The following is a 25,476-nucleotide window of genomic DNA, read 5'->3' on the forward strand; positions in this document are numbered from 1 at the left end:
TTTGCGCTCCATACCGGTCATTGAATGTGGCGCATAACTGAGCGAGGGGCGGCATGAAACGTTTGGCAACCATTTCGACCTTCGTCGGGTTATTTGGCCTGTTGCTGGCCATGCTTGCCGCGCTCGGCAGCTTTGTTGGCACGCTGATCGCACTGGGTTTTGTCCTGATGATTCTGGGTGCGACAGGAGCCCTTCTTGGAGCCGCGGCATCACTGGCCCGTGCCGGGCATTCCACGCGCTGAAACCGCATTAAGCAACTTCTTCTGACGCTTTAACCGCAGATTCATCTGTTTGCCCCGAAACTGTGTCAAAACACCTGTTTCGGACACACGAGAATCTGCGCCTATGGGAAACAAAAAGCTCGCCAATCTTCCCGAAGGGTTGGACACCCCTTTGAATGCAGCAGTGTCAACACGGGATCGTTCGGTGGTTCAGATGGCAACCGATGCTGTGAAGCACAAGCAATGTCGGTTGGCCTTTCAGCCAGTTGTTCAGGCGCACCCGCCGCATGGCATCGCGTTTTACGAAGGGTTCATTCGCGTGCTGGATGAAACAGGGCGTGTTATACCCGCCCGCGAATTCATGCCGCAGGTTGAAAACACCCCGATCGGACGTGATCTCGACTGCGTCGCGTTGGAACTTGGTCTGCGCACGTTGGTAAAGAACCCCCAGATCCGCCTGTCGATCAACATGTCCGCCCGCTCGATCGGTTATTCCAACTGGTCCGGTATTCTGGACCGGTTTCTGAAACGGGACCCGCAGTTGGGCGAACGGCTGATCCTAGAAATCTCCGAAAGTTCTGCCATGCAGGTGCCGGAATTGGTGGTCGACTTCATGGACCGCCTACAGGATCGCGGCATCGCCTTTGCGCTGGACGACTTTGGTGCCAGCAACTTCAGTTTCCGCCACTTTCGCGAGTTTCTGTTCGACGCCGCCAAGATCGATGGTCAGTTTATCAGGGGCATCAGCAACAGCCCCGACAACCAGGCTTTGGTGCGGGCCCTGATTGCCGTGGCGCGTGAGTTTGAAATCCTGGTCACTGCCGAATCGGTCGAAACTCAGAAGGATGCAGCATTTTTGCGTTCGAGTGGCGTGGATTGCATGCAGGGCTTTTTGTTTGGCGCGCCCAGTGTTTCACCCCCGTGGAAACAGGAAAAAAATTCAAAAACAGCAAGTTGATCTGTGGTTGATCGACATTTTTCCGCCATTTCCCAAGCTGAGACAAGCTGCCCGTTGCTGCAAGTGCAGCATTACGCTATTGCAGAAGTACTTGAGCGGGGGATAACGGGGCGCTCTTGTTTCGAGAGGGAAACTCTCGGCCTGCGCCGTCAGACATTCCGCCAGATAATGACGGTAAAGGACTGATCATATGACCAACGTAGTAATCGCATCCGCCGCACGAACAGGTGTTGGCAGCTTTAGTGGTTCGTTTGCGAACACCCCCGCACATGATCTGGGCGCGGCCGTCCTGGAAGCAGTTGTCGAGCGCGCCGGGATTGAAAAAGGCGAAGTCAGCGAAACCATCATGGGTCAGGTTCTGACTGCGGCTCAGGGCCAGAACCCGGCTCGGCAGGCGCATATCAACGCCGGTTTGCCGCAGGAAAGCGCCGCCTGGGGCATCAACCAGGTTTGCGGCTCGGGCCTGCGTGCCGTCGCATTGGGCGCTCAGCACATCCAGCTGGGCGATGCCGATATCGTCGCCGCTGGTGGTCAAGAAAACATGACCCTGTCACCCCACGCCGCCGCCCTTCGCGCGGGTCACAAGATGGGCGATATGAAATATATCGACACCATGATCCGCGATGGTCTGTGGGATGCCTTCAACGGCTATCACATGGGTCAGACGGCGGAAAATGTTGCCGAGAAATGGCAGATCAGCCGCGACATGCAGGATGAATTCGCTGTCGCTTCGCAGAACAAGGCCGAGGCGGCGCAAAAAGCTGGCAAGTTTGTCGACGAAATCGTGCCCTTCACCATCAAGACCCGCAAGGGCGACATCGTGATGGACAAGGACGAATATATCCGCCACGGCGCTACAATGGAAGCCATGGCAAAGCTGCGCCCCGCCTTTACCAAGGACGGATCGGTCACAGCTGCAAACGCTTCGGGCCTGAACGACGGCGCCGCCGCAACCCTGTTGATGTCGGCTCAAAACGCAGAAAAGCGCGGAATCGAACCTTTGGCTCGCATCGCGTCCTACGCAACTGCCGGGCTGGACCCGTCGATCATGGGCGTTGGCCCGATCTACGCTTCGCGCAAGGCATTGGAAAAAGCAGGTTGGTCCGTCGACGATCTGGACCTGGTTGAAGCCAACGAAGCCTTTGCCGCGCAAGCCTGCGCAGTGAACAAAGACATGGGCTGGGACCCGTCGATTGTGAACGTGAACGGCGGCGCAATTGCCATCGGCCACCCGATCGGTGCATCAGGTTGCCGCGTTCTGAACACGCTGCTGTTCGAAATGAAGCGCCGCGACGCAAAGAAAGGTCTGGCCACTCTGTGCATCGGCGGCGGCATGGGTGTCGCCCTGTGTGTGGAGCGCGACTAAGTGCGTGAATAACCAAATAGAAAAGGGCGTCCACGGGACGCCCTTTTTTGTTAAACTGGGGTCGTACCCCTTAGATGCGACGATATTGCCATCCGAAATAAACACCTTAACGACGAAACAATATTGCGCACAAGCATCTCTCAAAGTAACAGCATTACCAAGGCGACTAAAATTGGAGGAGTCCTAAATGGCACGTACAGCACTCGTTACCGGCGGTTCCCGCGGCATTGGCGCAGCAATTTCCAAGGCGCTCAAAGCCGAAGGATATAACGTTGCGGCCACCTATGCAGGGAATGACGAAGCCGCCGCGAAATTCACCGAAGAGACCGGCATTAAGACCTACAAGTGGAACGTCGCAGATTATGACGAATCCAAAGCAGGTATCGAAAAGGTTGAGGCCGAGGTTGGCCCCATCGATATCGTTGTCGCCAACGCTGGCATCACCCGTGATGCACCTTTCCACAAAATGACACCCGATCAGTGGAAAGACGTGATCGACACCAACCTGACCGGCGTGTTCAACACTGTGCACCCTGTCTGGCCTGGCATGCGCGAGCGCAAGTTTGGCCGTGTCATCGTCATCAGCTCCATCAACGGTCAGAAGGGCCAGTTCGCTCAGGTGAACTATGCTGCGACCAAAGCTGGCGATCTGGGCATCGTGAAATCTCTGGCACAGGAAGGCGCGCGGGCGGGCATCACGGCCAACGCAATCTGCCCCGGTTATATCGCAACCGAGATGGTGATGGCGGTGCCTGAAAAGGTACGCGAATCGATTATTGGCCAGATCCCTGCCGGTCGTCTGGGCGAGCCTGAAGAGATTGCACGCTGTGTGACCTTCCTGGCCTCGGACGAATCTCAGTTCATCAACGGCTCGACCATCTCGGCCAACGGTGCTCAGTTCTTCGTCTGATCCAGGCTTGTGAACAAAAAAACGGGCCGGCCCCTTTGGACCGGCCCTTTCTGATCCCGTAAGAACGCGCGCGCTGCGATCAGCGGGAACCCAATACCCAATTCCACATCTGCCGGACCACCTTGCCACGCTCTTCATGAGCGCGCAGGATCGCCACTTGGGCGGCGGGATTTGTTGTCATCTCGATCATGGCAGCCGCCTTTCAATTCAGTTTTGCTTGACCTGACGTGAATATGAAGGTCACCTAAAGCCGTGACAAACGAAGTTTCCTGAATCTTCAGTTAAGAATTTCTTGGCTATGAGTGATTATCTGCCCCCACTTACCGCGCTTCGGGCTTTTGATGCCGCGGCCCGGCACATGTCCTTCGCGAAAGCGGCGGAAGAGCTGCACGTGACGCCAGCGGCCCTGTCCTTTCAGATCAAATCGCTTGAGGAGCATCTGGGCCGCCCTCTGTTCCGCCGTCTGAACCGCGCTGTGGAACTGACCGATGCGGGCCGCGCCCTGGCCCCCGGCGCGGCAGAAGGCTTTGCCACCTTGCAAGCCGCGTGGCGTGCCGTACGCAGGCAGGAGGATGACACCGGACTGACCGTCACCGCAGGTCCGGCGCTGACCGCAAAGTGGCTGGCGCCTCGCCTTTACGAGTTTGCCCGTGCGCATCCGGAAATCGATCTGAAATTCTCGGCCACGTTGCGCAATATGGATCTGGAGCGGGATGATGTGGATGTTGCCATCCGGTTTGGCAATTCCGCCGATGAGGGGCTGTATTCCGTACCTGTAAGAAAGGAGTGGCTGACTCCGGTCATGACCCCGGAGCTGGCGGAACAATTCACCACGCCAGACAGCCTGCGCGACGCACCGTTGATCCACGACGATTCGATCAACTTTCTGACCCCACCCTGCGACTGGCCTGCCTGGTTCCGCGCTGTGGGTATCGATTTCACACCCACTCATGGGGCGCATTTTTCCAACGCAGATCACGCGATTGACGCCGCTGTCGCTGGTGTTGGTGTCGCCCTTGGACGGCGTGCCATGATCCTCAAGGACTTGACCGAAGGTCGGCTGGTTGCCCCCTTCAAGGTCGCGCTGGAAACGCAGGGCCGGTTCCGATTCCTGTGCCTTCCGGGGGCCGAGAAACGTCCTCAGATCGCAGCATTTCGGGATTGGTTCCTGACCGAGATTGAAAAGACCGCGCATATTTCGGATGAGTTCGACATTATTCCGATCGAAGAGGTTTCCGGATCATGACCAAAACGCGCGCAACAGCCATCGGTTTTGGGGCCGTACTATTATGGGCTTTGCTGGCGCTTTTGACCGTCGGCTCTGCACCTACACCGCCTTTGCTGCTGAACACGATCTGCTTTTCGATTGGTGGTACACTTGGGTTGATCTGGACAGCCGCAACCGGTGGGTTCAGCGGGTTGAAACAGATCCCTTGGACGACCTACCTGTTCGGTTCATTGGGCCTGTTCGGGTACCACGCATTGTATTTTTCAGCCCTACGCATGGCCCCCGCGGCCGAGGCCGGACTGATTGCCTATCTCTGGCCCCTTCTTATCGTTCTGTTTTCCGGCCTGCTACCGGGCGAGCAGCTTCGCGCTGGTCACTTGATTGGGGCTTGCCTTGGCTTTGCTGGGGCTGCTTTGATCATCACCGGAGGCGGGAGCGCAGGTTTTCAGGCGCAACATCTGCCAGGATACACATTGGCCCTGCTTTGCGCGATGACATGGTCAGGCTATTCAGTTCTGTCACGCAGATTGGGCGATACACCGACCAGTTCGGTTGCGGTCTTTTGTCTGATGGCTGCGTTGGCTTCGGGTCTGCTGCATCTGGCCATGGAAGACACCGTGCTGCCCGACTCGACACTAGGGTGGGTTTCTGTACTGGCACTTGGCCTTGGGCCCGTTGGGCTGGCCTTTTACGTCTGGGATATCGGGGTGAAGCAGGGTGATATTCAAATGCTCGGGACCTCATCTTACGCGGCCCCGCTATTGTCGACACTTGCTTTGGTGATGGCCGGGATCGCTGCCCCATCCTGGGGGCTGGCGATCGCGGCTTCTCTGATTACCGGCGGGGCCTTGATCGCGGCCCGTTCCAGTTTGAAATCTTAAGCAGACAGTCGCTCGATCTCTTCCTTCAGCTTGAGCTTCTGTTTCTTCAGCTGGGCTATGTGGAGATCATCGATGCCTGGCGAGCGTTGGGCTTGTTCTACTTCTAGACCGAGAGATTCATGCTTTTTCTTCAGTTCTGTCAGATGTGCGCTCACGCTCATTGCGATCCTCCTTTTATACGTGTCTGTATGTCACGTAAGAAGTTGATCACATCGTTTCCACCCTGTCACGCTGCAGACGCACAGAATCTGAAGCAAATCCGACAAAATCGGCTGGACATTGCCGGTCGTCGTCAGAACCCGGGCAGGGCAACGGCCTTCCGAAGCACAGCCGAAACCGCATCCGTATAGCTTTCGCCGTCTTTTTTGTGACGTTCACCCGCGTGCAGAATCAAAGGTGGGTGGAGGCGAAATGCCGCACGCCCTCCTTTGCGGGCGCGCAGAATGATCAGTTCAGCCTCTCGCCCTGTCCGTGGGCTTAGCGGCAACAACTCTACCGATCCCAATCTCCCTTGGCACGCTGCCAGCATGTCGGGCAGTCGATCGGCTTTCTGGATCATGTGCAGGTACCCGTTTTGCGCAAGGCGTCTGGCAGCCACTGCAATCCAGTCGGCCAACTGGGTGTCTTCGCTCAGGGCCACACTTCTTCCAGCATCCTTTGCAGGGCTATGCGCCCCCGCCCGATAATAGGGCGGATTCGCAATGACGTGATCGAACTGGCGCTGCCGAAGCGCCTCGGGCAAAGCGGTCAGGTCAGCTTCGACAACTTCCAGCTCTATCCCGTTGATTTCCGCATTTCTACGGGCCAATTCCGCATAGGCGGGCTGGAGCTCGATACCTGTCACGTGCAAACCTGGCACTCGTGAGGACAAGCAAAGAATGGCGGCACCGGCACCGCACCCCAGCTCCAACACAGACTGACCTGCCCTGACCGGAACGGATGCGGCAAGCAATACCGGATCGACCCCGGCACGATAACCCGACTGAGGTTGCAGCAACCGGATCCTGCCCCCCAGGAAATCATTGCAGCTGAGTTCACTATCGGAAAACCGGTTCATCGGCCCAGCGGAATTTCATTGTCGCGCATCACACGTTCGGCACGGGTCAGGTCTTCGGCGCGAACCATCAGTCGGCGGGGAAAGATCCCGATCCCACCTTCGAGGATGCTCATATTTACGTCCATCTGAAAGCAGTCTATATCCTCGCCTTCAAGGAGAGCGGATGCAAAGGCCAGGATCGTCGGATCGGTACTGCGCAATAGTTCTTTCATGGGGATGGATGTAAGGGCAAGGCGGGGCGGAAGTCGAGCCTTGTATCAGGAGTGTGATGACCGTCGGCATGATCTCAAAACCGCATGAGCGCCTCGCTGAAATTCTGGCGGGTGAAATGGAGGCTGTGAACACGTTGATCCGCGCCCGGATGGCGTCGGACCATGCCCCACGTATCCCCGAAGTGACCCAGCACCTGGTCGAGGCGGGCGGAAAGCGCCTGCGCCCAATGCTGACATTGGCAGCGGCGCGGCTGTTTCGCTATTCAGGTGAGCACCACGTGCGCCTTGCTGCCACGGTCGAGTTCATCCACACCGCCACCCTTCTGCACGACGACGTTGTGGATGAGAGCGCCCAACGGCGCGGACGCCCGACCGCAAATCTACTTTGGGACAACAAATCCAGCGTGCTGGTCGGTGATTACCTGTTTTCCCGCAGCTTCCAATTGATGGTCGAAACGGGTTCGCTGCGGGTTCTGGATATCTTGGCCAATGCCTCAGCAACCATCGCCGAAGGCGAGGTGCTGCAAATGACCGCTGCAACTGACCTGCGTACAGATGAATGCGTTTACCTACAGGTCGTGCGCGGCAAGACAGCAGCTTTGTTTTCAGCTGCGACCGAGGTGGGTGGCGTGATCGCCGGTGCATCGGAAGAACAGATCAAAGCTCTGTTCGATTATGGTGACGCATTGGGGATCGCATTCCAGATTGCGGACGACCTGCTGGATTATCAGGGTGACAGCAAGACAACCGGCAAAAATGTGGGCGATGATTTCCGCGAACGAAAGCTGACCCTGCCTGTCATCAAGGCAGTTGCACAGGCCACGCCCGAAGAACGCGCGTTCTGGGAGCGTACGATCGAAAAGGGCCGCCAACAGGAAGGCGATCTGGATCATGCGCTGGGCCTGATGGACAAATACGCAACGCTGGAAGAAACCCGGCAGGACGCATTGGGCTGGGCGAACAAGGCAAAGGCATCTTTGGATGTTCTACCTGATCAAGAAATTCGCAGCCTGCTGCGCGAACTGGCCGATTACGTGGTCTCGCGCCTTAGTTAAGCTGCGTCGCGCGGCACCACCAATCAGGATGCGCCGCACCGATCTCATAGGCCGCGAAATGCGCGTCTTTCATTGTGGGGTACAGCGCATAACAGGTCGAGCCGGAGCCCGACATGCGCGTTACAAGGGCACGATTGGTCATGTTCAACTCGTCCAGAACCTGCTCGATCTCAGGTGCAACGCCCATGGCAGGTACCTGCAGGTCATTGCGTTGATCACGCAGCCACAGGGCACAGACTTCAGCGTCTACAAAATCTGGGACTAACTCAGGCATCGGCGGATTGTCTCTGGACGACAATGCGTTGAATACGGCATCTGTCGGCACCGGCACATTCGGGTTGACCAAAAGGGCGGGTAAGTGCGGAAGGTTCACCGCCGCCAAACGATCGCCAATGCCTTGCATTCTGATCGCCCGGCTTTCCAGGCAAACGGGCACATCTGCCCCCAGTGACAACGGCAAGTCAGGCGGGACGTCACATCCCTGCCCTGCCAATGTCCAAAGCGTGGCGGCCGCATCCGATGACCCACCCCCTATACCTGCGCCGTGGGGCAGCGACTTGATCAGGTCTACATGCCCGGTCCAGCCGACGCCTTCGGCCGCTTTCCAGACCAGATTACGGTTGTCCGTGGGCACGCCTTCAGCAAACTCCCCAATCACGTCCATAGACAGCTCGGGGCCGGGTGTGAATGTCAACTGATCGCCCAGATCAGCAAAAACCACTAGCGAATCCAACAGGTGATAACCGTCCTTACGACGTCCGGTCACATGGAGGGTCAGGTTGATCTTGGCGGGCGCAAACGCCTTAATTTCCATTTGCGACTTTCAAAGGTTCCGCACCTTCTTCGGCCAGAACGGCGCTTAGTCCGATTTCGATCTTGCGTCGAATGCGATCCGGGTCAGCCTCGCCATCCGTGTCTTCGGGGTCAACGAAGGACAGAGCCCGTTTCCACTGGAACTCGGCCTCACGCGCTCGTCCAACAGCCCAATAGACGTCCCCCAGATGATCATTGACGACCGGATCAACGGGCATCAGCTCGACCGCGCGCTCCATATGCTCGACCGCTTCTTCGTAACGACCCAGACGGAACAAAACCCAACCCAGACTATCCACGATGTAGCCACTATCCGGGCGGGCCTCGACCGCGCGCTGGATCATGTCCAGCGCTTCATCCAGCTTTTCTTTCCGTTCTACCAAAGAATAGCCCAGATAGTTCAGCACCTGCGGCTGATCCGGATTCAACTCCAGCGCCCGGCGGAAATCGGTTTCAGCCTGATCCCACTGCTTCAGCCGCTCGTGGCTTATACCGCGCGCGTAGTGCAGGAACCAATTCCCGCCTGCCTGACTGTCCGTCAAACCAATCGCAGTGTCATAAGAGGCAACCGCAGCCGCATAGTTTTCCTGACGACGTTGAAGATCTGCCAGAGAAACATGGACGCTGGGCAAATCAGGATTTTGCAGCGCCAGGTTTTGCAGAACTTCAATGGCCGCATCGGTTTTTCCGGACTTGTCCAGGATTTCGGCCCGCCCAAGTTCTGCGGCATGGTGGTCATTGCTGCCGGCCGGGACCATGCGATAGGCGGCAACAGCCAGATCATACTGTTGCAGCTTGTCCAGCAATTCCGCGCTCAGCAGAATGGCGTCCACGTGGTCAGGGCGCAGAAAACTCGCCAGTCGTGCGTAAAGCAGGACGTAGTCAGCCGAAGCCTCGCTGTTCAATGCGGCACCAACGGTAAAGAATATTTCCGCCATTCCATCCAGCGCAGAGCCCGCGTGAGTGAACGGAAGCGTCTCGCCCGCAGTCAATTGGCCGGTATAGGCTTCAATGGTCGGATCGCTACCGGAAACAAACACATCGTCCAGAAACTGTATGGCGTCTTCGTTGCGATCCAGCTGTGACAGCACCTCTGTACGGGCCAGCGCGGCCCGACGCGAGAACCGCGCAACCGCGCCGTTGTTATCCGCAAAAATCACCTCGGCACCTTCGAAATCGCCGATAGAGGCCAGTGCCATGGCTTTGTGATACAGCGCAAATTCCCTGAGGCCTTCCTGCGTTGCCACGGCATCGAACTGATCCATGGCCTTTGTCATTTCACCTTGCCCCAGATGGGCCCATGCGATCATCAGCCCATCAACCAAAGGACCGATCCCCTGCGTTTCAGGGTCACGCGCCAGAAGTTCGTCAAACTTGCCGTCTGCGATCAAATTGGCCGAAATCGCCATGCGCGCGGCCTGGCTGGGAATGTTGGCTTCCTCGATCTGCTTTGCAACAGGCAAAGCACGGGCAATTTCCCCCAGCGCAAGGCGGGCGACAACAACGCTTTCCAAGAGCAGCGCGTTTTCCGGATCAAACCTGAGAGCCTGGGCGTAGTATCTTTCCGCCGCAGAATAGTCGCTTTCGTAGATCGCCTGACGCCCGGCCAGATAAGAACCGGCACCCGATTCTGAAAAGGCCGGAACTGCGACCGACGACATGAGCAGCACGGACAATGCCGCGCGACGAACCAGGGAAACCACCGAAATCCTGCCTTGCTATCGTTGACTGACGGTTAAGCTAGGGCTTCGGTCGGCAAGAGGCAATGGCAGAGCCTTCACGACCCTGCCATTGCCGGTTTTTTGCTTACATGTTCGGATAGTTTGGTCCGTCGCCACCCTGCGGCGTGGTCCAGGTGATATTCTGGCTTGGATCCTTGATGTCGCAGGTTTTGCAGTGAACGCAGTTCTGGAAGTTGATGACGAATCGCGGACCGTTGTCATCCTCGACCATTTCGTACACGCCTGCCGGGCAATAGCGCTGCGCCGGTTCGTCGAACTTGGGCAGGTTGACCTTGACCGGGATATCCGGGTCCGTCAGGCGCAGGTGGCAGGGCTGGCTCTCCTCGTGATTGGTTGCCGCAAAGGACACGTTGGTCAGACGGTCAAAGGACAGCGTCCCATCGGGCTTGGGATAATCGATCGGCTTGTGCTTGCTGGCTTCCTCAGTCGACTGGGCATCGTTCTTGCCGTGTCCCAGCGTACCAAAGAACGAAAAGCCCAATGTGTTGGTCCACATGTCCAGGCCACCCAGCACCAGCGAGGGGATCATGCCCCACTTGGACCACATCGGCTTGACGTTGCGCACCTTCTTCAGGTCCTTGCCAATCGCGCCATTGCGAACGTCGGCCTCGTAAGCGGTCAGCTCATCGCCCGAACGGTCAGCCTTGATCGCGTCATAGGCGGCCTCGGCGGCAGCCTTGCCCGATAGCATCGCATTGTGGTTGCCCTTGATGCGCGGCACGTTGACCATGCCCGCTGAACAGCCCAGCAGCGCTACGCCCGGCGCCACCAGCTTGGGCATCGACTGAAGACCACCCTCGGTGATCGCACGGGCACCGTATGCCACGCGCTTGCCGCCTTTCAGCAGCTCGGCCACCATCGGGTGATGCTTGAAGCGCTGGAATTCCATATAGGGGTACAGGTGCGGGTTCTTGTAGTTCAGGTGAACCACAAAGCCGACATAGACCTGATTGTTTTCAAGATGGTAGATGAACGATCCGCCGCCTGCGTTGCCGCCCAGAGGCCAGCCCATTGTGTGCGTGACCGTACCTTCCTTGTGCTTGGCCGGGTCAATCTCCCAGATCTCTTTCATGCCGACGCCGTATTTCTGCGGCTCTTTGCCGACAGACAGGTCATATTTGGCGATGACTTCCTTGGACAGTGAGCCGCGCACACCTTCCGACAGGAAGACGTATTTGCCGTGCAGTTCCATGCCCGGCTCAGTATTGGGGCCATAAGAGCCATCCGCTTCCAGACCAAAGACGCCGGCCACGACGCCTTTGACTTCGCCATTGTCGCCGTAAACCAGCTCGGAACAGGCCATGCCGGGGAAGATTTCCACGCCCAGTTCCTCGGCCTGTTCAGCCATCCAGCGGCAGACATTGCCCATCGACACGATATAGTTGCCATGGTTGTTCATCAGTGGCGGCATCGGGAAGTTGGGGATTCGGATTTTGCCTGCCTCACCCAGCATGTAGAAATTGTCTTCATGCACCGGCACGTTCAGCGGAGCACCTTTTGCCTTCCAATCCGGGATCAAAGCGTCCAGCCCGCAGGGATCGAGAACTGCGCCAGACAGGATATGAGCGCCCACTTCTGAGCCTTTTTCCAACACGACAACATTCAGATCCGCGTCCAACTGTTTCAGTCGAATGGCCGCCGACAGGCCCGCAGGACCTGCGCCTACGATCACCACGTCATATTCCATTGCTTCGCGTTCAATCTCGGCCATCGCGGGCTCCCTAGCTTACTTTCCGAATTGGCGCTGTCACTGCAGGATCTGCGCAATTTTGTTTCACGGCTGATTACATGGTCAGAAAGACTTTGGTCAATCGAAACACGGCGTAACAAGGGCGCTATTCGACACATCAGTCCTCTGGTGCATCACCCATCAGGTATCTGGGACCGCTACCATGGGATTTTGCCCTGTCATCGGGGTTATAAAGCTTGCATTTCGGCAAGCTGAGGCATCCGCATCCGATGCAGCCGTCCAGATTGTCGCGCAATCGCATCAGGATATCGATTCGCTGGTCCAGATGAGTGCGCAACCGCACGCTTATGGCTTTCCAATCCTGTGGTGTCGGTGTTCGCTTTCCCGGCAAGCCCGACAAGACCTCGCGAATTTCAGGTAAGGTCAGGCCGAACTGCTGCGCGATCATGACAAAGCTCAGCCGCCGGATATCTGCCCGCTGGTAACGTCGCTGCCCACCCGCATTGCGCCAGGGCGCAATCAAACCCTGTGCTTCGTAATACCGTATCGCTGAAACGGCCAACCCCGTACGTCGGGCCAATGCCCCGATTGCCAACCCTTCTGAAACAGCCATGTCACCCTCGAAGAAATACCTTGACCTAAAGTTAGGTTTAGAAATTACGGTGAGTCGAAACAAGCCAAAAAGGAGATCCCATGATGGCAACGCTTGAGCATACCAATTTCACTGTCAGCGACCCACAGGCCTCGGCCGCCTGGATGCAGCAGGTCTTTGGCTGGAAAACACGGTGGGAAGGACCCGCAATATCAGGCGGATATACAGTGCATGTCGGATCGGCCCACACCTATCTTGCGCTTTACAAACCCGATGCGCCGAAACCATTGGTCGAAAGCAGCTACGATGTCGTCGGCGGGCTGAACCATGTTGGTGTTCTGGTCGAAGATATCGACGCAACCGAGGTCAAGGTGCGCAAGGCGGGGTTCGAACCCCATAATCATGCCGATTACGAACCAGGGCGTCGGTTCTATTTCAGGGATGACAACGGCATCGAGTTTGAAGTGGTTCAATATGATTGAGATGCTGTGGCTCTGCACGCCTTCGAGGCGATGGTGCAAGGGCGGGCAACCGGACCATCGCCACAGGCCACACCCGAAACAATCCAGACGGCACGATGTTGCGAATTGATCGCTGCACCTGCTGACACCTCTTGCAATTCACGTGGTATTTGGGTCAGGTAATCGTCAACCTAGGACTCGCCCCGACGCTTCTGTGCGGCGGGGCGAGTCAGTTTATGCGTGGACGTAGAGAGTATGGAAAAGATCCCTATGACGCCTGCGGGCAATGCCGCACTCGCAGCTGAGCTGAAGAACCTCAAATCCGTTGAACGCCCTGCGATCATCGAAGCCATCGCATCGGCGCGTGAACTTGGCGACCTGAAAGAAAATGCCGAATACCATTCAGCCCGCGAAAAGCAGGGGTTTATCGAAGGCCGCATTAAAGAACTGGAAGGTATCCTGTCGCTGGCGGATGTAATTGATCCAACAAAACTGTCCGGCGCAGTCAAATTTGGCGCAAAGGTTACTTTGGTTGACGAGGATACCGACGAAGAAAAGACGTGGCAAATCGTCGGTGAATATGAAGCCAATATCGAAGCCGGCCTTTTGAATATCAAATCCCCCATCGCCCGCGCCCTGATCGGCAAGGACGAAGGTGACAGTGTCGAGGTGCGCACCCCTGGCGGCGTGCGTTCTTATGAAATTCTGAGTATCAAGTACGCCTGACCGGAGCGCATGTAATGTCGGGGCCCAAACCTGACCCGGAAACTGAAAGACCGACTTCGCTGGGCATCTATGACCGCCCAAAGGCATCGTCTGTCACCGAGATTGAGATTGCCGCACTGGTGCTCAGCCTGATTTGGCTGGTGGTGTCGGTTGTTTTTCTGGTGTTGCCAGATAAGGCGCAAAGCGGTGGTTTTGTTGTCACCTTTCTGGCCGTTTTCATGCCTGTGGCGATGATCTGGGTCGCGGCCACTGCCATGCGTGCCAGCCGCGTGATGCGCGAGGAAAGCGCGCGGCTGCAAACTGCGATTGACGCGATCCGTCAGGCTTATGTGGCGCAGCAGCAGCGCGCATCCAGCACCTACGAACCGGCAGTGGCCAAGAAACTGGATGAGATCGCAGCCGCGACGCGGAAAACCGAAAGCACGCTGGCAACATTTTCGACCAAGCGCACAACGCCCCCTTATGCCCCGGCAAAACCACTCGTTGCGGGTGCTCAGACCTCGCTTGAACTCGGCACATCTGCCGAAGAAATTGCGCCACCGCTGAGCACCGATATCTTTATCCGCGCCTTGAATTTTCCGGAAACTCAGAATGACACCGAAGGGTTCAACGCCCTGCGCGTGGCGCTGAAAGACCGCAAGACGGCACAGATCGTGCAAGCCTCGCAGGATGTTCTTACACTGCTCAGCCAGGAAGGCATCTATATGGACGACTTGCGCCCTGACATGGCCCGGCCCGAAATCTGGCGCCAGTTCGCGCAGGGCGCGCGGGGTCGCGCCGTTGCCGCGCTGGGGGGTGTACGGGACAGGTCCTCGCTGGCACTGACAGCTGCGCGGATGAAACAGGATCCGATTTTCCGCGACGCCGCCCACCATTTTCTCCGCCGCTTCGACAAGATGATGGCCGAATTCGAGCCCACCGCAAGCGATGCAGAACTGAGCGCTTTGGGTGAGACCCGCACGGCGCGGGCGTTCATGTTGCTGGGGCGCGTGGCCGGGACGTTTGATTAGTCCGATTTGACGACCCAAGACATCTTGGTCGCGCTGCTGAAACCAAACACGTAACTTAAAGGTCCGGTTTTTTCTTCACCCACAGGCCGAAATCCTTCGCGCTCATATAAAGCGCGGGCGCGGGGGTTTGTGTCGATAACGTCAAGCTGAACGACTGACATGTTTTGTTTCCGCGCCTCACGCTTAACGGCATCCAGCAAGGCCGTACCAACACCTTTGCCACGCGAGCCCGCGGCCACAAATATGCCATCCATCTGAAACACGCCGGGTTTCAGTTCGCGCTCCAAAATGCTGAGGATGAGGGCGCGCCAAATGGCCCCAAACCAGCCATAGACCTTTGCTAGGTCTGACATTCTGCCTCCGGCCAATGCACCATCGCGTGTCTTGAAACCTGCAAGCCCCAAAACCCGGTCTTCCTTGTCCCGTGCAACCAGCGCATAATCCGGGTTCAACGAAGTTTCGAAGAAAGCCAGCCCCTTTTCATCCGGGCCCATGACTTTATTCAGTTTCGCCGAAAATGCCTGCCAGAACAGGATCGCCACCAGTGGGCGTTCCGCATCAGAAAAACCGCGTGAGACTGTAATTTTCACAACCCAAAACTGCCATACGGGATAAACCGAACCATATCACCGGGTTGGATATGCCGGGCGCCATCTTCAATTTCGACCAGCCCTTCGGCCCAGCTGAGCCCGCTGATCCGGCCCGATCCTTCTGACTTGAAGACTTCAACCCGGCCTTCCCGCATGCGCGCGCGCAGGTATTCGCGGCGGCCCGGTTTCTTGCGCTTTTCAAAGGCCGCGGGAACTTCGAATCCTTGCGGTTCGATCCAGCCTTCGCCAGACATCAGGCCCAGCGCCGGTCGCGCAAAGATCAAGGTGCAGACCAAGGCGGCAACGGGATTGCCGGGCAGTCCAAAGACAGGGGTTCCGGACCACAACCCCAAAGCCAGAGGGCGACCGGGTTTCAAGGCGATCCGCCAGTGTTGCATCGCCCCCGCCTGGCGCAGCAAGGCAGATACGTGGTCTTCGTCACCAGCAGATGCGCCACCACTCGTCAGTATCACATCTGCCTGTTCCGCAGCCTGATCCAGCCGTTCCTGCAGGGCGTCCCGATCATCTGAAACACGCCCCATATCCACAGGCACAAATCCCAGCCTTTCGACCAGAGACAAAAGCATCGGGCGGTTGGCGTCGAATATCTTACCCGGTCCGGCGCGCGCTCCGGCGTCGACCAGTTCATCACCGGTCGATATCACGGCGACACGCAGCGGCTTGCGCACATTCACCTCGGCAATGCCCAAAGCGGTGAGCAGCGCAAGATCAGCCGGTGTCAATCGGCGTCCTGTAGGCAGGGCCAGATCGCCTGCGGCCACATCCTCGCCCGCTTGCCTGGTATTCGCCCCCTTTTTCAGCGGACCATGGAACGCGATATGCCCGTCTTTAACTGTGACATCTTCTTCCAGAATAACCGTATCCACCCCGTCAGGCAGCGCCGCACCCGTCAGAACGCGCAATGCCTGGCCCACGGGAACGTCACCTTCAAACGGGATACCGGCTGCTGCGCGCCCATCGACCAGCGGCAGGATCTGTGGCCCATCTGAAACCGGACCAGCGAACCCGAACCCATCCACGGCTGTATTCGGTTGCGGCGGGTTGGAACGTTGGGCTGTAACATCTTCTGCCAGAATGCGCCCACTCGCCTTATTCAGCGCGACCGTGTCAACCGAGGTAATCGGATGCAACCTGTCGCGCAAATAGGCCAAGGCGTCATCAACCGGCGTCCACTCCACACCCGCTGGCAGCGCAAAACAATCGTTGCGCAACGGTGGCGGGGCTATGTTCGGCTTGTTCTGTGTAACACCCAATATCCAGCCTTCCTCTGCCGCAGAAACATCTAATTGCGCATTCAACTCCTGCTCTGTCAAACGCGACAGAGTCAAGGCGACCTGTTCGACTTGCCAAGCATCCTTGATCCGCCCATCTGGTTGCGCTCCCAAGGTGAGCGACGGCCAGATCTCCACAAAGGCGACGGGTTTATCCAACGGCTCGAACGGCCAGACCGCGACTTGTCCGGCAAAGCGATGGCGGAGCCTGCTTAGGACTGGAAGCCCCATCATCACCTGCCCACCGACCGCGCCTGCACCCGCCATCTGCCAGCAGGTGAAACTGCCTTTTGCCGAGGCTTCAACCGCACGACGGTCGGAAAACGGATTGGAATAGCCCGTCTTGGTTCGCGGCAAGCCATCAATTTCGCGCCCAAGGCCATTCATCCAAAATGGGCCTCTTCCTCCGAATTGTCGATTGATCCGGCCTGCCAAGTCGAAACGATTGTTCGTTTTCGGACCGTCCTCGACATGCTGTTCGAACCAATTCCACAAGACCAAGGGGTCATCCGTTCCGGTCATCGCGCGGGCAAAACCCTTCGGGTATCCAAAAGGGAAGTCAAACCCCAGAAATAGGCGTCGGCCTGCTTTCAGTTCGGTGTGGATCAGGGCATCCAGCCACGCCTCGGCAAGCGCCCGGTTGCGTAGGTATTCAGGTCCCTGTGCCCGCCCTTCACACGCAATACAGACCCAGATCGCGTCTTTGCGCGGTGTTGGTCCGGTGTCATTTCCACCAGACCAGTCCACCATGGCAAAGGTCTGGAACAGGGTCACAAACCGACCTCATCCAATATGAAGTCCGCGATCCTGACAGTATCTTTCAAGTCGAAAACCGGGCAATCCAGTTCCAGCGCCGTGTCGCTGGCAACGGCTCGAACGGTATCGTTTTCAATCGCGATCAAAGGGTTTCCCGCCTCGGCGCGAAACGCTTCGATCTTTGGGTGGCCTTCCCGCTTGAAGCCTTCGACCAGCACCAGATCAACCGGGGAAAGCCGCGCCAGCAATTCGGCCAAAGTTGGCTCGGGCGCACCGCGCAGCTCTTGCATCAAGGCAACGCGCTGCCCCGACGCAAGCAACACCTCGCTGGCACCAGCAACGCGGTGGCGATGACTGTCCGTGCCCGGCTGGTCCACATCGACGCCGTGATGCGCATGTTTGACAGTTGAGACGGTAAAACCCCGCCCCGTGATCTCGGTCACCAGCCGTTCCATCAGCCCGGTTTTGCCTGCGTTTTTCCAGCCAATGACACCGTAGACTCTCATACCTGCTCCAACAGTGTCCGGGCGCGGTCCAAATCGTCAGGTGTATTGACGTTGAAGAACGGATCAAACGGGTCAGCCTGGAACATAGCCTCGCGTCCGTCATGTTTATCAGTCCACAGCACGACCTTGCGCAACCCGTCCGTCAGAGCCGCCCGCAGATCATCGCGTAGAGCCACAGGCCAGAGCCCAAATGTCGGGTGCCGGTTAACCCGCCTGCCCCCTCCGGATTTCAGCGCTTCGTCGCCCGTTCGCGGAGTAGTGGCCAAGACCAGAGGATGCACCTGCCCCTCTGCCGCCTCTTGCAGGCGCGCCACCAAATCACGCGGGAAGAACGGTGTATCTGCGGCAGCCGTTACGATACTGTCGGCCCCCTGATCTGCCGCCCAGTCGAGCCCCGCCAGAACACCGGCCAAAGGGCCAGCGAAGCCTTCAATCGTGTCAGGCAGAACGGGTAGCGTCAAATCGCTGAAACGCTTGGGGTCGCCATTTGCATTCAGGGCCAAACCATCGACTTGAGGAGACAGCCGATCAACCACATGGGACAGCAGGCTCCGCCCGCCAATCTGCAATAAACCTTTGTCACCACCGCCCATCCGGGTGGCCTGCCCGCCTGCGAGGATGACGCCGAGAGGTTTTTTGTTTTCATCACTCATTGGCTACTCTTCCGCCGGTGTTTCCTGTCTTCGGCCATAACCGTCGACGGGTCCAGATCGCGAACCAACCGTTCCTCACCGGAAAGACAAACAAAGCGCTGTCCGCGCATCCGGCCGATCAGCGTAAGGCCGACCCCACGCGCGATCTCGACACCCCAGGCGGTAAAGCCGGAACGGGACGCCAACACAGGAATACCCATCATCGCCGTTTTGATCACCATCTCGGATGTCAGGCGACCGGTGGTATAGAGGATCTTGTCCTCCGCCGTCGCCCCCTCGGAAAGCATCCAGCCTGCGATCTTGTCGACGGCATTATGGCGACCCACGTCTTCCATATAAACCAGCGGACGGTTTTCGCGGCACAATACAGTCCCATGAATTGCCCCGGCCTCAAGATAAAGCGACGGGGTGCGATTGATCTTGGCCGCCAGTTCGTAAAGCCACGAGGTACGCACCTGCACTTGCGGCAGCTGAACGCCCTCAAGACCCTCCATCATGTCCCCGAACACCGTTCCCACAGCGCAGCCACTGGTGCGCGTCTTTTTCTTCAGCTTGTCCTCGTACGAAGTCGCGCGTGCGGTGCGGACAACAACGGTTTCAAGATCATCATCGTAATCGACACGGGTAATCTCATCATCGGCCAGCAACATGCCCTGATTTCGCAGGAAACCCAGCGCCAGATATTCGGGATAGTCGCCAATCGTCATCGCCGTCACAATTTCCTGCGCGTTGAGGAAGATCGTCAGTGGGCGCTCTTCAACCACTGAAATCTGACTGACCTCGCCATTCTGGTCCACCCCCTCGACGGCACGGGTCAAGCGGGCCGCGCCCGGATCAGGAGCGATTACATAGTCTGACACGTCGGTTTCGGTGACCAATTGCAACCCCTCCACAAGACCGATACTGCTGCTGGCGTCACCATAGGATTTAGCCATGGCCTCTGCCACATCCAAGTCTTACTTCTGGAAAGGTTTTCGCGACGGCACGCCGTTTGTCTTCGTGGCTGTGCCTTTTGGCCTGTTGTTTGGTGTCTTCGCGACAGAAGCCGGGCTGAATATCGTGCAGACCATTGCCTTCTCCGTCACCGTTTTTGCAGGCGCGGCGCAGTTCACAGCTCTGCAACTTCTGCAGGATGAAACGCCTACAATCATCGTTTTGATTTCGGCGCTGGCAGTGAACCTGCGGGTTGCGATGTATTCCGCATCGCTGACGCCGTTCTTGGGTGCCGCCCCCTTGTGGCAAAGAGCATGTGCGGCTTACCTGATCGTGGATCAGTCTTACGCCTGTTCAATCGTGCAGTTCGAAAAAGAGCCTGATCTAACGATCCCCCAGCGAATGGCCTATTTCCTGGGTTCGGTCACTCCGATCACACCGCTGTGGGTTCTGGGAACCTGTCTGGGTGCCGTGCTGGGCGCTCAGATCCCAGAGAGTTGGGCGCTGGACTTTGCCCTGCCGATCACCTTTCTGGCGATGATCGGGCCAATGATGCGTACGCTGGCCCATGTCATCGCCGCCCTGGTCGCCATTGTCGTTGCCCTGCTGACCGTGAGTGTGCCGTTCAATCTGGGCCTGCTGATCGCAGGCGCGGCAGGGATGACGGCCGGCGCGCAGGCGGAATTGATGCTAAAGCGGAACACGCCATGAACCAGATCGATCAGACAACAATATGGATCATCATCGTGGGTCTTGCGGTGGGCAGCTATGCTTTGCGCTTTACCTTTATCGGTCTCGTCGGTGATCGCCCAATGCCGCCCTGGTTGTTACGTCACCTTCGATATACAGCCGTGGCCATCCTGCCCGCACTGATCGCACCGCTGGTGGTTTGGCCTGCGGCCACCGAAGGACAACCGGATATACCCCGTATGTCGGCCGCAGCGGTTGCATTGTCTGTGGGCATTCTAACCAAGAACGTGCTGGCGGCCATTTTTACCGGGGCGGCAACACTTTACACATTGCTGTATCTAGTTGGATGAAGCCGCGTCCAGCTGGTTCAGGCGCGCATTGTTGAACGCCAGTCCCTTTTGCAGGTCCGCGTCGTCGTTTTCACGGTATTCCGCCGTTTGAACACCTTGCAACGCTCCAAACTGATCCGACAGTTTGACCGGATAGAATGTAGTTGTGATCTGTTCGAACCCCGGAACCTGCTGCAACAGTTGCGAAGTAGAGTTCGCACAGAAAGCACCAGCCACCGGGCCCATCTGCTTGGCCAGTTGCAATGCGATTTCGGCTTGCTGCAGAGAGACCTCGATCGTCTGGATGCGCGCATAATGTGTTTCGCGGGCGTGGCTGCTGCGATACGCACGTTCGACATTCGGGGTAATACCGTACAGCACATCGTTCTTGATCGGTACAACATCCGCCCGGAACGATCCTGCCGGGTCGAAAATAACCCGCTCGCTGCCGCTGATCATCAACGACGTATGCGCGCCCGAACCGGTCCGGGTGCTGATCATCGTGTACAAGGTCAGGGTCGATGGCCCCGGATCGCGATAGGAGCGGGACGTAATTTCAGTCTGATCCGCTTGCGGGCGCTGTGATGCAGCGCAACCAGCCAACGTTGCGGCCACAAGGCACGCAGTCAATATCCTGAGCAAAGCCGCCCCCGAGTTGCTTACGAGGCGAAAACTGCCAGGAACAGGCACAACAAGGCGATTGCAACCACACACCAGGTGGTGGCTTTGATGAAACCGTTGAAAGTTTTGGTTTGAACATCGATGTTCATTTCGCCGTGCTTGTATTCAGCCATGAGTCTCAGAATCCCAATTCGCGTGTTTGACTTGTTGGATAATGGAAAACAAAACGCCTGTCACCACGTCATTCGCGCGCAGGGCGCGCTTACTTGAGGACCGAGCATCCGGGATAACCGAACCCCCATCGCCAGGGCAGACCGCTGCACGGCCCGCCACCGAAACGAACCGCCCCATACATGGCATCCGCGGTGATCGCGTGAATGGTGCGGATCTGGTCAGGTTCCATATCATAGCGATCCGCGTATTCGTCGGCATACAGATCTCCATGCGCCGCAACACAGGCATGCAGGGCATCATCCGCCGCCAAACGCGCGTCATAGCTTTCCTCGGCCGAATCCGCGCCGTCGGCATTGTGATATGCCCGGTCGTGGACCACACAACAGTTTTCCCAAGGCGGACGTTCTTCAAAAAGCTCGCCAACCTGCGGGAACTGCTTTGCCACCCAGCGCCAGCTTGCGGACAATCCACCCGAACACCCGTCTGTTTCGAATGGTTGCAGCTCGGCGCTTTCGCTCTGGTCCATCAAGGCGCGATGGGCAGGCATTTCGAACCGGCGCATCAAGTCCTGTGCCAAGGCGGCGTGCGGAATAACGAGCAACAGCAGCGAAAGATTAAGGGCTTTCATCGCGCATCGCCTTGGTGTCGACCTGCAATCCGAAAGTCGTGGCCAACCACAACATCAGCCGCTCTGCTGGTCCCATTTCGGCACGCACGCGCAGAACCTCATTGGCCATGGCCGGGCGGTCGGTGATCAGACCATCAACGCCCATAGACGCCATTTTGGACATTTGCAGCGGATCGTTCACTGTCCAGACATAGATATCCTTACCGGCATCGTGAACCTTTCGGATCAGGCCCGGAGTTGCCATCCCTGCATTGATTGCGACAAACTCGCCCTCCAACCCCGACAGATCACCAATGGCTGTGGCCGCCAATACACCCGAACGCCAGTCCGGGCGCAGTTTCTTCATCTTTTGGACGGCCGGATATTTCAACGACATGGTGGCGACCTCGTCCTGCATCTCCAACTCTTCCACCAGATTGATCACCCGGTTTTCCAGATCAATATCATGGCCATAGTATTTCAGTTCGATAAGAACCCTGGACTTGCCTTTGGCCGCCTCCAGCACATCACGCAGAGTTGGCGTTCGTTCCGAGGCGTATTCCGGATCAAACCAGCTGCCGATGTCGATATCTGCCACATCCGCCATCGTTGCATCCCAGACCTTCAGGTTAACACCCGCCAGCTTCATGAAATCGCTGTCATGGGCCACGATGATCACATCATCCGCAGATTCCTGAACGTCGATTTCAACCCAATCCGCGCCGTCCTCGATGGCTTTCAGAACCGAGGCCATCGTGTTTTCCGGCCGCAAGGCCGCTGCACCCCGGTGGCCAATGACCTCGGCATGATCCGGGGCCTGCACACGTTCCAGCAGACTTTGACCTGACCAAAGGCCAATAACCAACGCGGCAAGGGATGCGCCCACTGTCACAAATACAGGCGCCCGAATTTTCCGGGGTTCTGGGTGGGCGATCTTTTTTGCGTCAATATCGAAAAACCCGTCCAACAAGACGGCCAACGCGCCCAGCGCCGTTGCCGCCAGAACCAGCCCCGCCAATGACCACAGCCCTGCGACGACAAAACTGAAGGTCAGGGCCAGCTTGAGGTTGCTGCCGTCCTGCACGGGTACGAAAGTAAACAAAAGGCTGGCCACTGCGGCAATCAAAGCGGCGATGACAAGGCGCATCCCCAGCCAAAGGGCAAGTTCGATCTTCAACCGCCCGCGCTTGCCTTCCATCTTCTGCGCACTTTGGGCAAACGCCGCTCTGGGCGCAGTGCCTTCGAAAAGGACCAGATGCAGGGCCAGCGCCCAGGCTGACAGACGGCGGATCAAAAGCCACGCCAGTACAAGAACAACCACTCCGATCAGAAGAACCGCCACCTTGAAGGCGGGGGGGCGGAAGGTCAGGTAATAGTTGATGTCGTATTCAGTCAGCGTCCACCAAGCGATCAGGCCAGCGACAGCCACGAATGGCAGGGCAAGCAACAGGACACGCAGGATGAAACGCACGGCAAATCCGAACAACGCCGGGAAACGGGACAGGATCAACGCGAGCGCCGCACTGCCAGCGCGCCAGGGATCTTGTTCGCCCATACGCAGCGACCCGGCCATGACCGAGAACACAAAGACCTCGGCCAGCAGAAACAGGCTCAGAACTACAACAGACGAGATAAACCCGACCGGAGACAGCAGGAACATGGCAATGTCCTGATCCGTCAAGGCCGTCTGGTCAGACAGCGAGACTGCCAGATTGACCGTCAGGGCCACCCCTGGCGCAATCAGCGCAACAAGCAGTAATCGCACAGCGATATAAATTGGCACAAAAACCCGACGCCGGGCCCAAGCCCCCGCGTAGGCATGTGTTACGGCATGGAAATATCTGTTCACGCGGTCGCCTCCGAACTGATTCATTCATTCAAAGGCGCGCAAACGTGAATTGCAAGTCAGCCGTCTTTCAGGTCCGCAGCCAGGCGGAACCCGATGCGGTTGGCTGGCTTGTCTTCAACCGATTTGGGAAGCGCACGCAACATCACGTTCAACTGGCTGACATGTTGCACCAGTTGCGTGCGGGCTCCGGTCCCGTCGGACCCGTAAAAGGTTATCATGTCGGGGTCGAAATAACCCATCCCCTCGATCCGCATCACGCCTGCATCGCCGCCAGTGAAACCCATGGCGACCTCATGATCGCCGTCCAATGTCTGTTCGAAATTCTGGATATACAGGATTAGCCGCTCGTAGGCCCATTGTGCGGGGCTTTTGCTGGCCACCGGTTTTTTCAACGTCTCTGGCAGTTTTTTGGTTCCGGATTCGGCTTTCGGATCAGCGTGCACCTCGTAACACCTTGGCAACGCTGCGGCTTCTGCGGCCTCGGCCGAGGTTTCGATCTGGTCCTGCATTCGTCTACCCTTTGCGCTGATACAGCCATGCCCCATCCGCGCGTTGCGTCCGGGTTACTGCACCAATGTGGTAGAGGTGATTTACATGTGCAACCGCCTCAACCAGCGCAAGGCCATACTCACCCTCTTGGATTGTACGTTTGAACAGCGGCATAAAGCAGTCAGCGGCAGATTTGGGCTGATCCAGATGATTCAGCAACCGTTCCAGCGCGCCATGGTGGTTGTCAATCAACTGCTTCATGCGCAACGGCAGACCGGTGAAGGGCAATTTGTGCCCGCCTAAAACCAGATGATCGGGACGGGCGAGTACCTGAAGCCTCTCACAGGCCTCCATCCATCCTGACACCGGATCTGCCATGGGTTCGGTCGCATAGACACCCAGATTGGGACTGATTGAACTGAGGATCTGATCACCGCTGAGTACCAGATTGTCATCGCGGCTCCAGAAGGTGGCGTGTTCCGGCGCATGGCCATTGCCCATATGAACGTCCCAGTCACGTCCACCCATACGGATCACGTCACCCTGCTTGATCCCGGTAAAACCCAGCGGCATGGGATAGACCGTGTCGGCAAAATTAAAGGGCCGGTCCGCCATCCGTTTGTTCAGAACTTCGGATGCCATGCCCGCACTGCGATAGAATTCCAGCGTTTCTTGCGGCCAGGTTTCCTGCACATCCAGCGTCAGCATCCGCGCAAACAGCCACGAGGTGCGGCTTGTCACCAGCTCGGCGCCGTGTTCCGTCTGAAACCATCCGGCATTGCCAACATGGTCGGGATGATGGTGAGTCACCACAACCCTTCTGATCGGCTTGCCTGCAAGTGGCCCGGCCATCAACGCTTCCCAGATGCGCCGCGTCTTGTTCGAGGACAGCCCTGTATCGATCACGGTCCAGCTGTCGCCATCGTCCAGAGCGTATATGTTTACATGGTCCAGCGCCATCGGCAGGGGCAGGCGCATCCAGAGAACACCTTGGGCAATCTTGGTGGCTGCGCCCTGCGCGGGCGGTTCAGCCCACGGATATCTGATCCCCAAGACTTGATCCCC

At 57.7% G+C, this 25,476-nt stretch carries 30 protein-coding genes; 12 read left to right on the forward strand and 18 right to left on the reverse strand.

Features of this window, described 5'->3' with window-relative positions; translation table 11 throughout:
* Window positions 1–53 precede the first annotated feature (53 nt).
* The 6 genes from ACR0AM_RS11255 (at window position 54) to yddG (ending at window position 5,564) form a co-directional block, all read left to right on the forward strand.
* Complete coding sequence (locus ACR0AM_RS11255) at window positions 54–242, forward strand: hypothetical protein (protein WP_480622936.1); 189 nt, start codon at window positions 54–56, stop codon at window positions 240–242.
* 103 nt (window positions 243–345) lie between these two features.
* Window positions 346–1,179 carry an EAL domain-containing protein gene (locus ACR0AM_RS11260; protein ID WP_480622937.1) on the forward strand — a complete coding sequence of 278 codons (834 nt, stop codon included), beginning with the start codon at window positions 346–348 and terminating at the stop codon, window positions 1,177–1,179.
* A gap of 190 nt (window positions 1,180–1,369) precedes the next feature.
* The gene (locus tag ACR0AM_RS11265; RefSeq protein WP_480475041.1) at window positions 1,370–2,545 is read left to right on the forward strand and encodes an acetyl-CoA C-acetyltransferase; all 1,176 of its coding nucleotides are present in this window, start codon (window positions 1,370–1,372) and stop codon (window positions 2,543–2,545) included.
* A 187-nt stretch (window positions 2,546–2,732) separates the two neighbouring features.
* On the forward strand, window positions 2,733–3,455 hold the full coding sequence (phbB, locus tag ACR0AM_RS11270) for an acetoacetyl-CoA reductase (RefSeq protein WP_209506587.1): 723 nt from the start codon (window positions 2,733–2,735) through the stop codon (window positions 3,453–3,455).
* Between the two features lie 298 nt (window positions 3,456–3,753).
* Window positions 3,754–4,701, forward strand: coding sequence for a transcriptional regulator GcvA (locus ACR0AM_RS11275; RefSeq protein ID WP_480622938.1), 948 nt, complete (start codon window positions 3,754–3,756; stop codon window positions 4,699–4,701).
* Window positions 4,698–5,564 carry an aromatic amino acid exporter YddG gene (yddG, locus tag ACR0AM_RS11280; protein ID WP_480475037.1) on the forward strand — a complete coding sequence of 289 codons (867 nt, stop codon included), beginning with the start codon at window positions 4,698–4,700 and terminating at the stop codon, window positions 5,562–5,564. Before ACR0AM_RS11275 ends, yddG begins: the two co-directional genes overlap by 4 nt.
* On the opposite strand, the gene ACR0AM_RS11285 is transcribed toward yddG, so the two are convergent.
* The 3 genes from ACR0AM_RS11285 to ACR0AM_RS11295 all read right to left on the reverse strand — a co-directional run bounded on the left by ACR0AM_RS11285 (window position 5,561) and on the right by ACR0AM_RS11295 (window position 6,833).
* Window positions 5,561–5,725 carry a YdcH family protein gene (locus ACR0AM_RS11285; RefSeq protein WP_083445267.1) on the reverse strand — a complete coding sequence of 55 codons (165 nt, stop codon included), beginning with the start codon at window positions 5,723–5,725 and terminating at the stop codon, window positions 5,561–5,563. The two genes, yddG and ACR0AM_RS11285, sit on opposite strands and share 4 nt — an antisense overlap.
* 131 nt (window positions 5,726–5,856) lie before the next feature.
* Window positions 5,857–6,621 carry a tRNA1(Val) (adenine(37)-N6)-methyltransferase gene (locus tag ACR0AM_RS11290; RefSeq protein ID WP_480622939.1) on the reverse strand — a complete coding sequence of 255 codons (765 nt, stop codon included), beginning with the start codon at window positions 6,619–6,621 and terminating at the stop codon, window positions 5,857–5,859.
* Window positions 6,618–6,833 (reverse strand): putative signal transducing protein, encoded by a 216-nt coding sequence (locus ACR0AM_RS11295; RefSeq protein WP_050604033.1) that lies wholly within the window; start codon window positions 6,831–6,833, stop codon window positions 6,618–6,620. Before ACR0AM_RS11295 ends, ACR0AM_RS11290 begins: the two co-directional genes overlap by 4 nt.
* Window positions 6,834–6,889: 56 nt before the next feature.
* Here ACR0AM_RS11295 and ACR0AM_RS11300 point away from each other — a divergent pair, with 56 nt between their 5' ends.
* Window positions 6,890–7,888 carry a polyprenyl synthetase family protein gene (locus ACR0AM_RS11300; protein WP_480622940.1) on the forward strand — a complete coding sequence of 333 codons (999 nt, stop codon included), beginning with the start codon at window positions 6,890–6,892 and terminating at the stop codon, window positions 7,886–7,888.
* On the opposite strand, the gene ACR0AM_RS11305 is transcribed toward ACR0AM_RS11300, so the two are convergent.
* From ACR0AM_RS11305 to soxR, 4 genes are all read right to left on the reverse strand, one after another.
* Window positions 7,881–8,702 (reverse strand): 4-(cytidine 5'-diphospho)-2-C-methyl-D-erythritol kinase, encoded by an 822-nt coding sequence (locus tag ACR0AM_RS11305; RefSeq protein ID WP_480622941.1) that lies wholly within the window; start codon window positions 8,700–8,702, stop codon window positions 7,881–7,883. The genes ACR0AM_RS11300 and ACR0AM_RS11305 overlap by 8 nt on opposite strands.
* Window positions 8,692–10,404 (reverse strand): tetratricopeptide repeat protein, encoded by a 1,713-nt coding sequence (locus ACR0AM_RS11310; protein ID WP_480518407.1) that lies wholly within the window; start codon window positions 10,402–10,404, stop codon window positions 8,692–8,694. The genes ACR0AM_RS11305 and ACR0AM_RS11310 overlap by 11 nt, the downstream gene beginning before the upstream one ends.
* A 103-nt stretch (window positions 10,405–10,507) precedes the next feature.
* The gene (locus ACR0AM_RS11315; protein ID WP_480518405.1) at window positions 10,508–12,154 is read right to left on the reverse strand and encodes an electron transfer flavoprotein-ubiquinone oxidoreductase; all 1,647 of its coding nucleotides are present in this window, start codon (window positions 12,152–12,154) and stop codon (window positions 10,508–10,510) included.
* A gap of 136 nt (window positions 12,155–12,290) precedes the next feature.
* Window positions 12,291–12,746: a redox-sensitive transcriptional activator SoxR gene (gene soxR, locus ACR0AM_RS11320; RefSeq protein ID WP_480554230.1), complete on the reverse strand. Its 456-nt coding sequence runs from the start codon at window positions 12,744–12,746 to the stop codon at window positions 12,291–12,293.
* Between the two features lie 80 nt (window positions 12,747–12,826).
* On the opposite strand from soxR, the gene ACR0AM_RS11325 reads away from it, so the two are divergent.
* From ACR0AM_RS11325 to ACR0AM_RS11335, 3 genes are all read left to right on the forward strand, one after another.
* Window positions 12,827–13,207, forward strand: a complete 381-nt coding sequence (locus ACR0AM_RS11325; protein WP_480518401.1) for a VOC family protein — start codon at window positions 12,827–12,829, stop codon at window positions 13,205–13,207.
* A 234-nt stretch (window positions 13,208–13,441) separates the two neighbouring features.
* Window positions 13,442–13,912, forward strand: a complete 471-nt coding sequence (greA, locus tag ACR0AM_RS11330; protein WP_480518399.1) for a transcription elongation factor GreA — start codon at window positions 13,442–13,444, stop codon at window positions 13,910–13,912.
* A gap of 14 nt (window positions 13,913–13,926) precedes the next feature.
* Window positions 13,927–14,922 (forward strand): hypothetical protein, encoded by a 996-nt coding sequence (locus ACR0AM_RS11335; protein ID WP_480622942.1) that lies wholly within the window; start codon window positions 13,927–13,929, stop codon window positions 14,920–14,922.
* Here the strand turns inward: ACR0AM_RS11335 and ACR0AM_RS11340 are convergent.
* From ACR0AM_RS11340 to ACR0AM_RS11360, 5 genes are read right to left on the reverse strand one after another with little or no spacing between them, the layout of a single operon-like run.
* Window positions 14,919–15,512 (reverse strand): GNAT family N-acetyltransferase, encoded by a 594-nt coding sequence (locus tag ACR0AM_RS11340; protein WP_480622943.1) that lies wholly within the window; start codon window positions 15,510–15,512, stop codon window positions 14,919–14,921. The genes ACR0AM_RS11335 and ACR0AM_RS11340 overlap by 4 nt on opposite strands.
* On the reverse strand, window positions 15,509–17,578 hold the full coding sequence (locus ACR0AM_RS11345; protein ID WP_480622944.1) for a molybdopterin-binding protein: 2,070 nt from the start codon (window positions 17,576–17,578) through the stop codon (window positions 15,509–15,511). Before ACR0AM_RS11345 ends, ACR0AM_RS11340 begins: the two co-directional genes overlap by 4 nt.
* Window positions 17,575–18,066, reverse strand: coding sequence for a molybdopterin-guanine dinucleotide biosynthesis protein B (gene mobB, locus ACR0AM_RS11350; protein ID WP_480622945.1), 492 nt, complete (start codon window positions 18,064–18,066; stop codon window positions 17,575–17,577). Before mobB ends, ACR0AM_RS11345 begins: the two co-directional genes overlap by 4 nt.
* On the reverse strand, window positions 18,063–18,719 hold the full coding sequence (gene mobA / locus ACR0AM_RS11355; protein WP_480622946.1) for a molybdenum cofactor guanylyltransferase MobA: 657 nt from the start codon (window positions 18,717–18,719) through the stop codon (window positions 18,063–18,065). Before mobA ends, mobB begins: the two co-directional genes overlap by 4 nt.
* Complete coding sequence (locus ACR0AM_RS11360) at window positions 18,716–19,654, reverse strand: formate dehydrogenase accessory sulfurtransferase FdhD (protein ID WP_480622947.1); 939 nt, start codon at window positions 19,652–19,654, stop codon at window positions 18,716–18,718. Before ACR0AM_RS11360 ends, mobA begins: the two co-directional genes overlap by 4 nt.
* Here ACR0AM_RS11360 and ACR0AM_RS11365 point away from each other — a divergent pair.
* Window positions 19,653–20,363 carry an AzlC family ABC transporter permease gene (locus ACR0AM_RS11365; RefSeq protein WP_480622948.1) on the forward strand — a complete coding sequence of 237 codons (711 nt, stop codon included), beginning with the start codon at window positions 19,653–19,655 and terminating at the stop codon, window positions 20,361–20,363. The genes ACR0AM_RS11360 and ACR0AM_RS11365 overlap by 2 nt on opposite strands.
* On the forward strand, window positions 20,360–20,692 hold the full coding sequence (locus ACR0AM_RS11370) for an AzlD domain-containing protein (RefSeq protein WP_209506607.1): 333 nt from the start codon (window positions 20,360–20,362) through the stop codon (window positions 20,690–20,692). Before ACR0AM_RS11365 ends, ACR0AM_RS11370 begins: the two co-directional genes overlap by 4 nt.
* On the opposite strand, the gene ACR0AM_RS11375 is transcribed toward ACR0AM_RS11370, so the two are convergent.
* The 6 genes from ACR0AM_RS11375 to ACR0AM_RS11400 form a co-directional block, all read right to left on the reverse strand.
* Window positions 20,681–21,313 carry a hypothetical protein gene (locus ACR0AM_RS11375; RefSeq protein WP_480622949.1) on the reverse strand — a complete coding sequence of 211 codons (633 nt, stop codon included), beginning with the start codon at window positions 21,311–21,313 and terminating at the stop codon, window positions 20,681–20,683. The two genes, ACR0AM_RS11370 and ACR0AM_RS11375, sit on opposite strands and share 12 nt — an antisense overlap.
* A gap of 17 nt (window positions 21,314–21,330) precedes the next feature.
* The gene (locus ACR0AM_RS11380; protein WP_267364539.1) at window positions 21,331–21,465 is read right to left on the reverse strand and encodes an aa3-type cytochrome c oxidase subunit IV; all 135 of its coding nucleotides are present in this window, start codon (window positions 21,463–21,465) and stop codon (window positions 21,331–21,333) included.
* Between the two features lie 89 nt (window positions 21,466–21,554).
* The gene (locus ACR0AM_RS11385) at window positions 21,555–22,094 is read right to left on the reverse strand and encodes a hypothetical protein (RefSeq protein WP_480622950.1); all 540 of its coding nucleotides are present in this window, start codon (window positions 22,092–22,094) and stop codon (window positions 21,555–21,557) included.
* On the reverse strand, window positions 22,081–23,922 hold the full coding sequence (locus ACR0AM_RS11390) for a glycerophosphodiester phosphodiesterase (protein ID WP_480622951.1): 1,842 nt from the start codon (window positions 23,920–23,922) through the stop codon (window positions 22,081–22,083). The genes ACR0AM_RS11385 and ACR0AM_RS11390 overlap by 14 nt, the downstream gene beginning before the upstream one ends.
* Before the next feature lie 56 nt (window positions 23,923–23,978).
* Window positions 23,979–24,431: a DUF6173 family protein gene (locus ACR0AM_RS11395; RefSeq protein ID WP_480622952.1), complete on the reverse strand. Its 453-nt coding sequence runs from the start codon at window positions 24,429–24,431 to the stop codon at window positions 23,979–23,981.
* Between the two features lie 4 nt (window positions 24,432–24,435).
* Window positions 24,436–25,464 (reverse strand): MBL fold metallo-hydrolase, encoded by a 1,029-nt coding sequence (locus ACR0AM_RS11400; RefSeq protein WP_480622953.1) that lies wholly within the window; start codon window positions 25,462–25,464, stop codon window positions 24,436–24,438.
* Window positions 25,465–25,476: the final 12 nt, after the last annotated feature.

The sequence above is a fragment of the Ruegeria sp. AD9 genome (assembly GCF_056542305.1).

Bases quoted from the DNA above. Each gene is read 5' to 3' on its own strand.
- ACR0AM_RS11260 (WP_480622937.1), top strand. From the start codon at position 346: ATGGGAAACAAAAAGCTCGCCAATCTTCCCGAAGGGTTGGACACCCCT.
- mobA (WP_480622946.1), bottom strand. From the start codon at position 18,719: ATGAGTGATGAAAACAAAAAACCTCTCGGCGTCATCCTCGCAGGCGGG.
- ACR0AM_RS11295 (WP_050604033.1), bottom strand. From the start codon at position 6,833: ATGAAAGAACTATTGCGCAGTACCGATCCGACGATCCTGGCCTTTGCA.
- soxR (WP_480554230.1), bottom strand. From the start codon at position 12,746: ATGGCTGTTTCAGAAGGGTTGGCAATCGGGGCATTGGCCCGACGTACG.
- ACR0AM_RS11365 (WP_480622948.1), top strand. From the start codon at position 19,653: ATGGCCTCTGCCACATCCAAGTCTTACTTCTGGAAAGGTTTTCGCGAC.
- ACR0AM_RS11265 (WP_480475041.1), top strand. From the start codon at position 1,370: ATGACCAACGTAGTAATCGCATCCGCCGCACGAACAGGTGTTGGCAGC.
- ACR0AM_RS11305 (WP_480622941.1), bottom strand. From the start codon at position 8,702: ATGGAAATTAAGGCGTTTGCGCCCGCCAAGATCAACCTGACCCTCCAT.
- phbB (WP_209506587.1), top strand. From the start codon at position 2,733: ATGGCACGTACAGCACTCGTTACCGGCGGTTCCCGCGGCATTGGCGCA.
- ACR0AM_RS11325 (WP_480518401.1), top strand. From the start codon at position 12,827: ATGATGGCAACGCTTGAGCATACCAATTTCACTGTCAGCGACCCACAG.
- yddG (WP_480475037.1), top strand. From the start codon at position 4,698: ATGACCAAAACGCGCGCAACAGCCATCGGTTTTGGGGCCGTACTATTA.
- ACR0AM_RS11380 (WP_267364539.1), bottom strand. From the start codon at position 21,465: ATGGCTGAATACAAGCACGGCGAAATGAACATCGATGTTCAAACCAAA.
- ACR0AM_RS11290 (WP_480622939.1), bottom strand. From the start codon at position 6,621: ATGAACCGGTTTTCCGATAGTGAACTCAGCTGCAATGATTTCCTGGGG.
- ACR0AM_RS11315 (WP_480518405.1), bottom strand. From the start codon at position 12,154: ATGGCCGAGATTGAACGCGAAGCAATGGAATATGACGTGGTGATCGTA.
- ACR0AM_RS11300 (WP_480622940.1), top strand. From the start codon at position 6,890: ATGACCGTCGGCATGATCTCAAAACCGCATGAGCGCCTCGCTGAAATT.
- ACR0AM_RS11285 (WP_083445267.1), bottom strand. From the start codon at position 5,725: ATGAGCGTGAGCGCACATCTGACAGAACTGAAGAAAAAGCATGAATCT.
- ACR0AM_RS11395 (WP_480622952.1), bottom strand. From the start codon at position 24,431: ATGCAGGACCAGATCGAAACCTCGGCCGAGGCCGCAGAAGCCGCAGCG.
- ACR0AM_RS11370 (WP_209506607.1), top strand. From the start codon at position 20,360: ATGAACCAGATCGATCAGACAACAATATGGATCATCATCGTGGGTCTT.
- ACR0AM_RS11360 (WP_480622947.1), bottom strand. From the start codon at position 19,654: ATGGCTAAATCCTATGGTGACGCCAGCAGCAGTATCGGTCTTGTGGAG.
- ACR0AM_RS11385 (WP_480622950.1), bottom strand. From the start codon at position 22,094: ATGAAAGCCCTTAATCTTTCGCTGCTGTTGCTCGTTATTCCGCACGCC.
- mobB (WP_480622945.1), bottom strand. From the start codon at position 18,066: ATGAGAGTCTACGGTGTCATTGGCTGGAAAAACGCAGGCAAAACCGGG.
- greA (WP_480518399.1), top strand. From the start codon at position 13,442: ATGGAAAAGATCCCTATGACGCCTGCGGGCAATGCCGCACTCGCAGCT.
- ACR0AM_RS11275 (WP_480622938.1), top strand. From the start codon at position 3,754: ATGAGTGATTATCTGCCCCCACTTACCGCGCTTCGGGCTTTTGATGCC.
- ACR0AM_RS11255 (WP_480622936.1), top strand. From the start codon at position 54: ATGAAACGTTTGGCAACCATTTCGACCTTCGTCGGGTTATTTGGCCTG.
- ACR0AM_RS11335 (WP_480622942.1), top strand. From the start codon at position 13,927: ATGTCGGGGCCCAAACCTGACCCGGAAACTGAAAGACCGACTTCGCTG.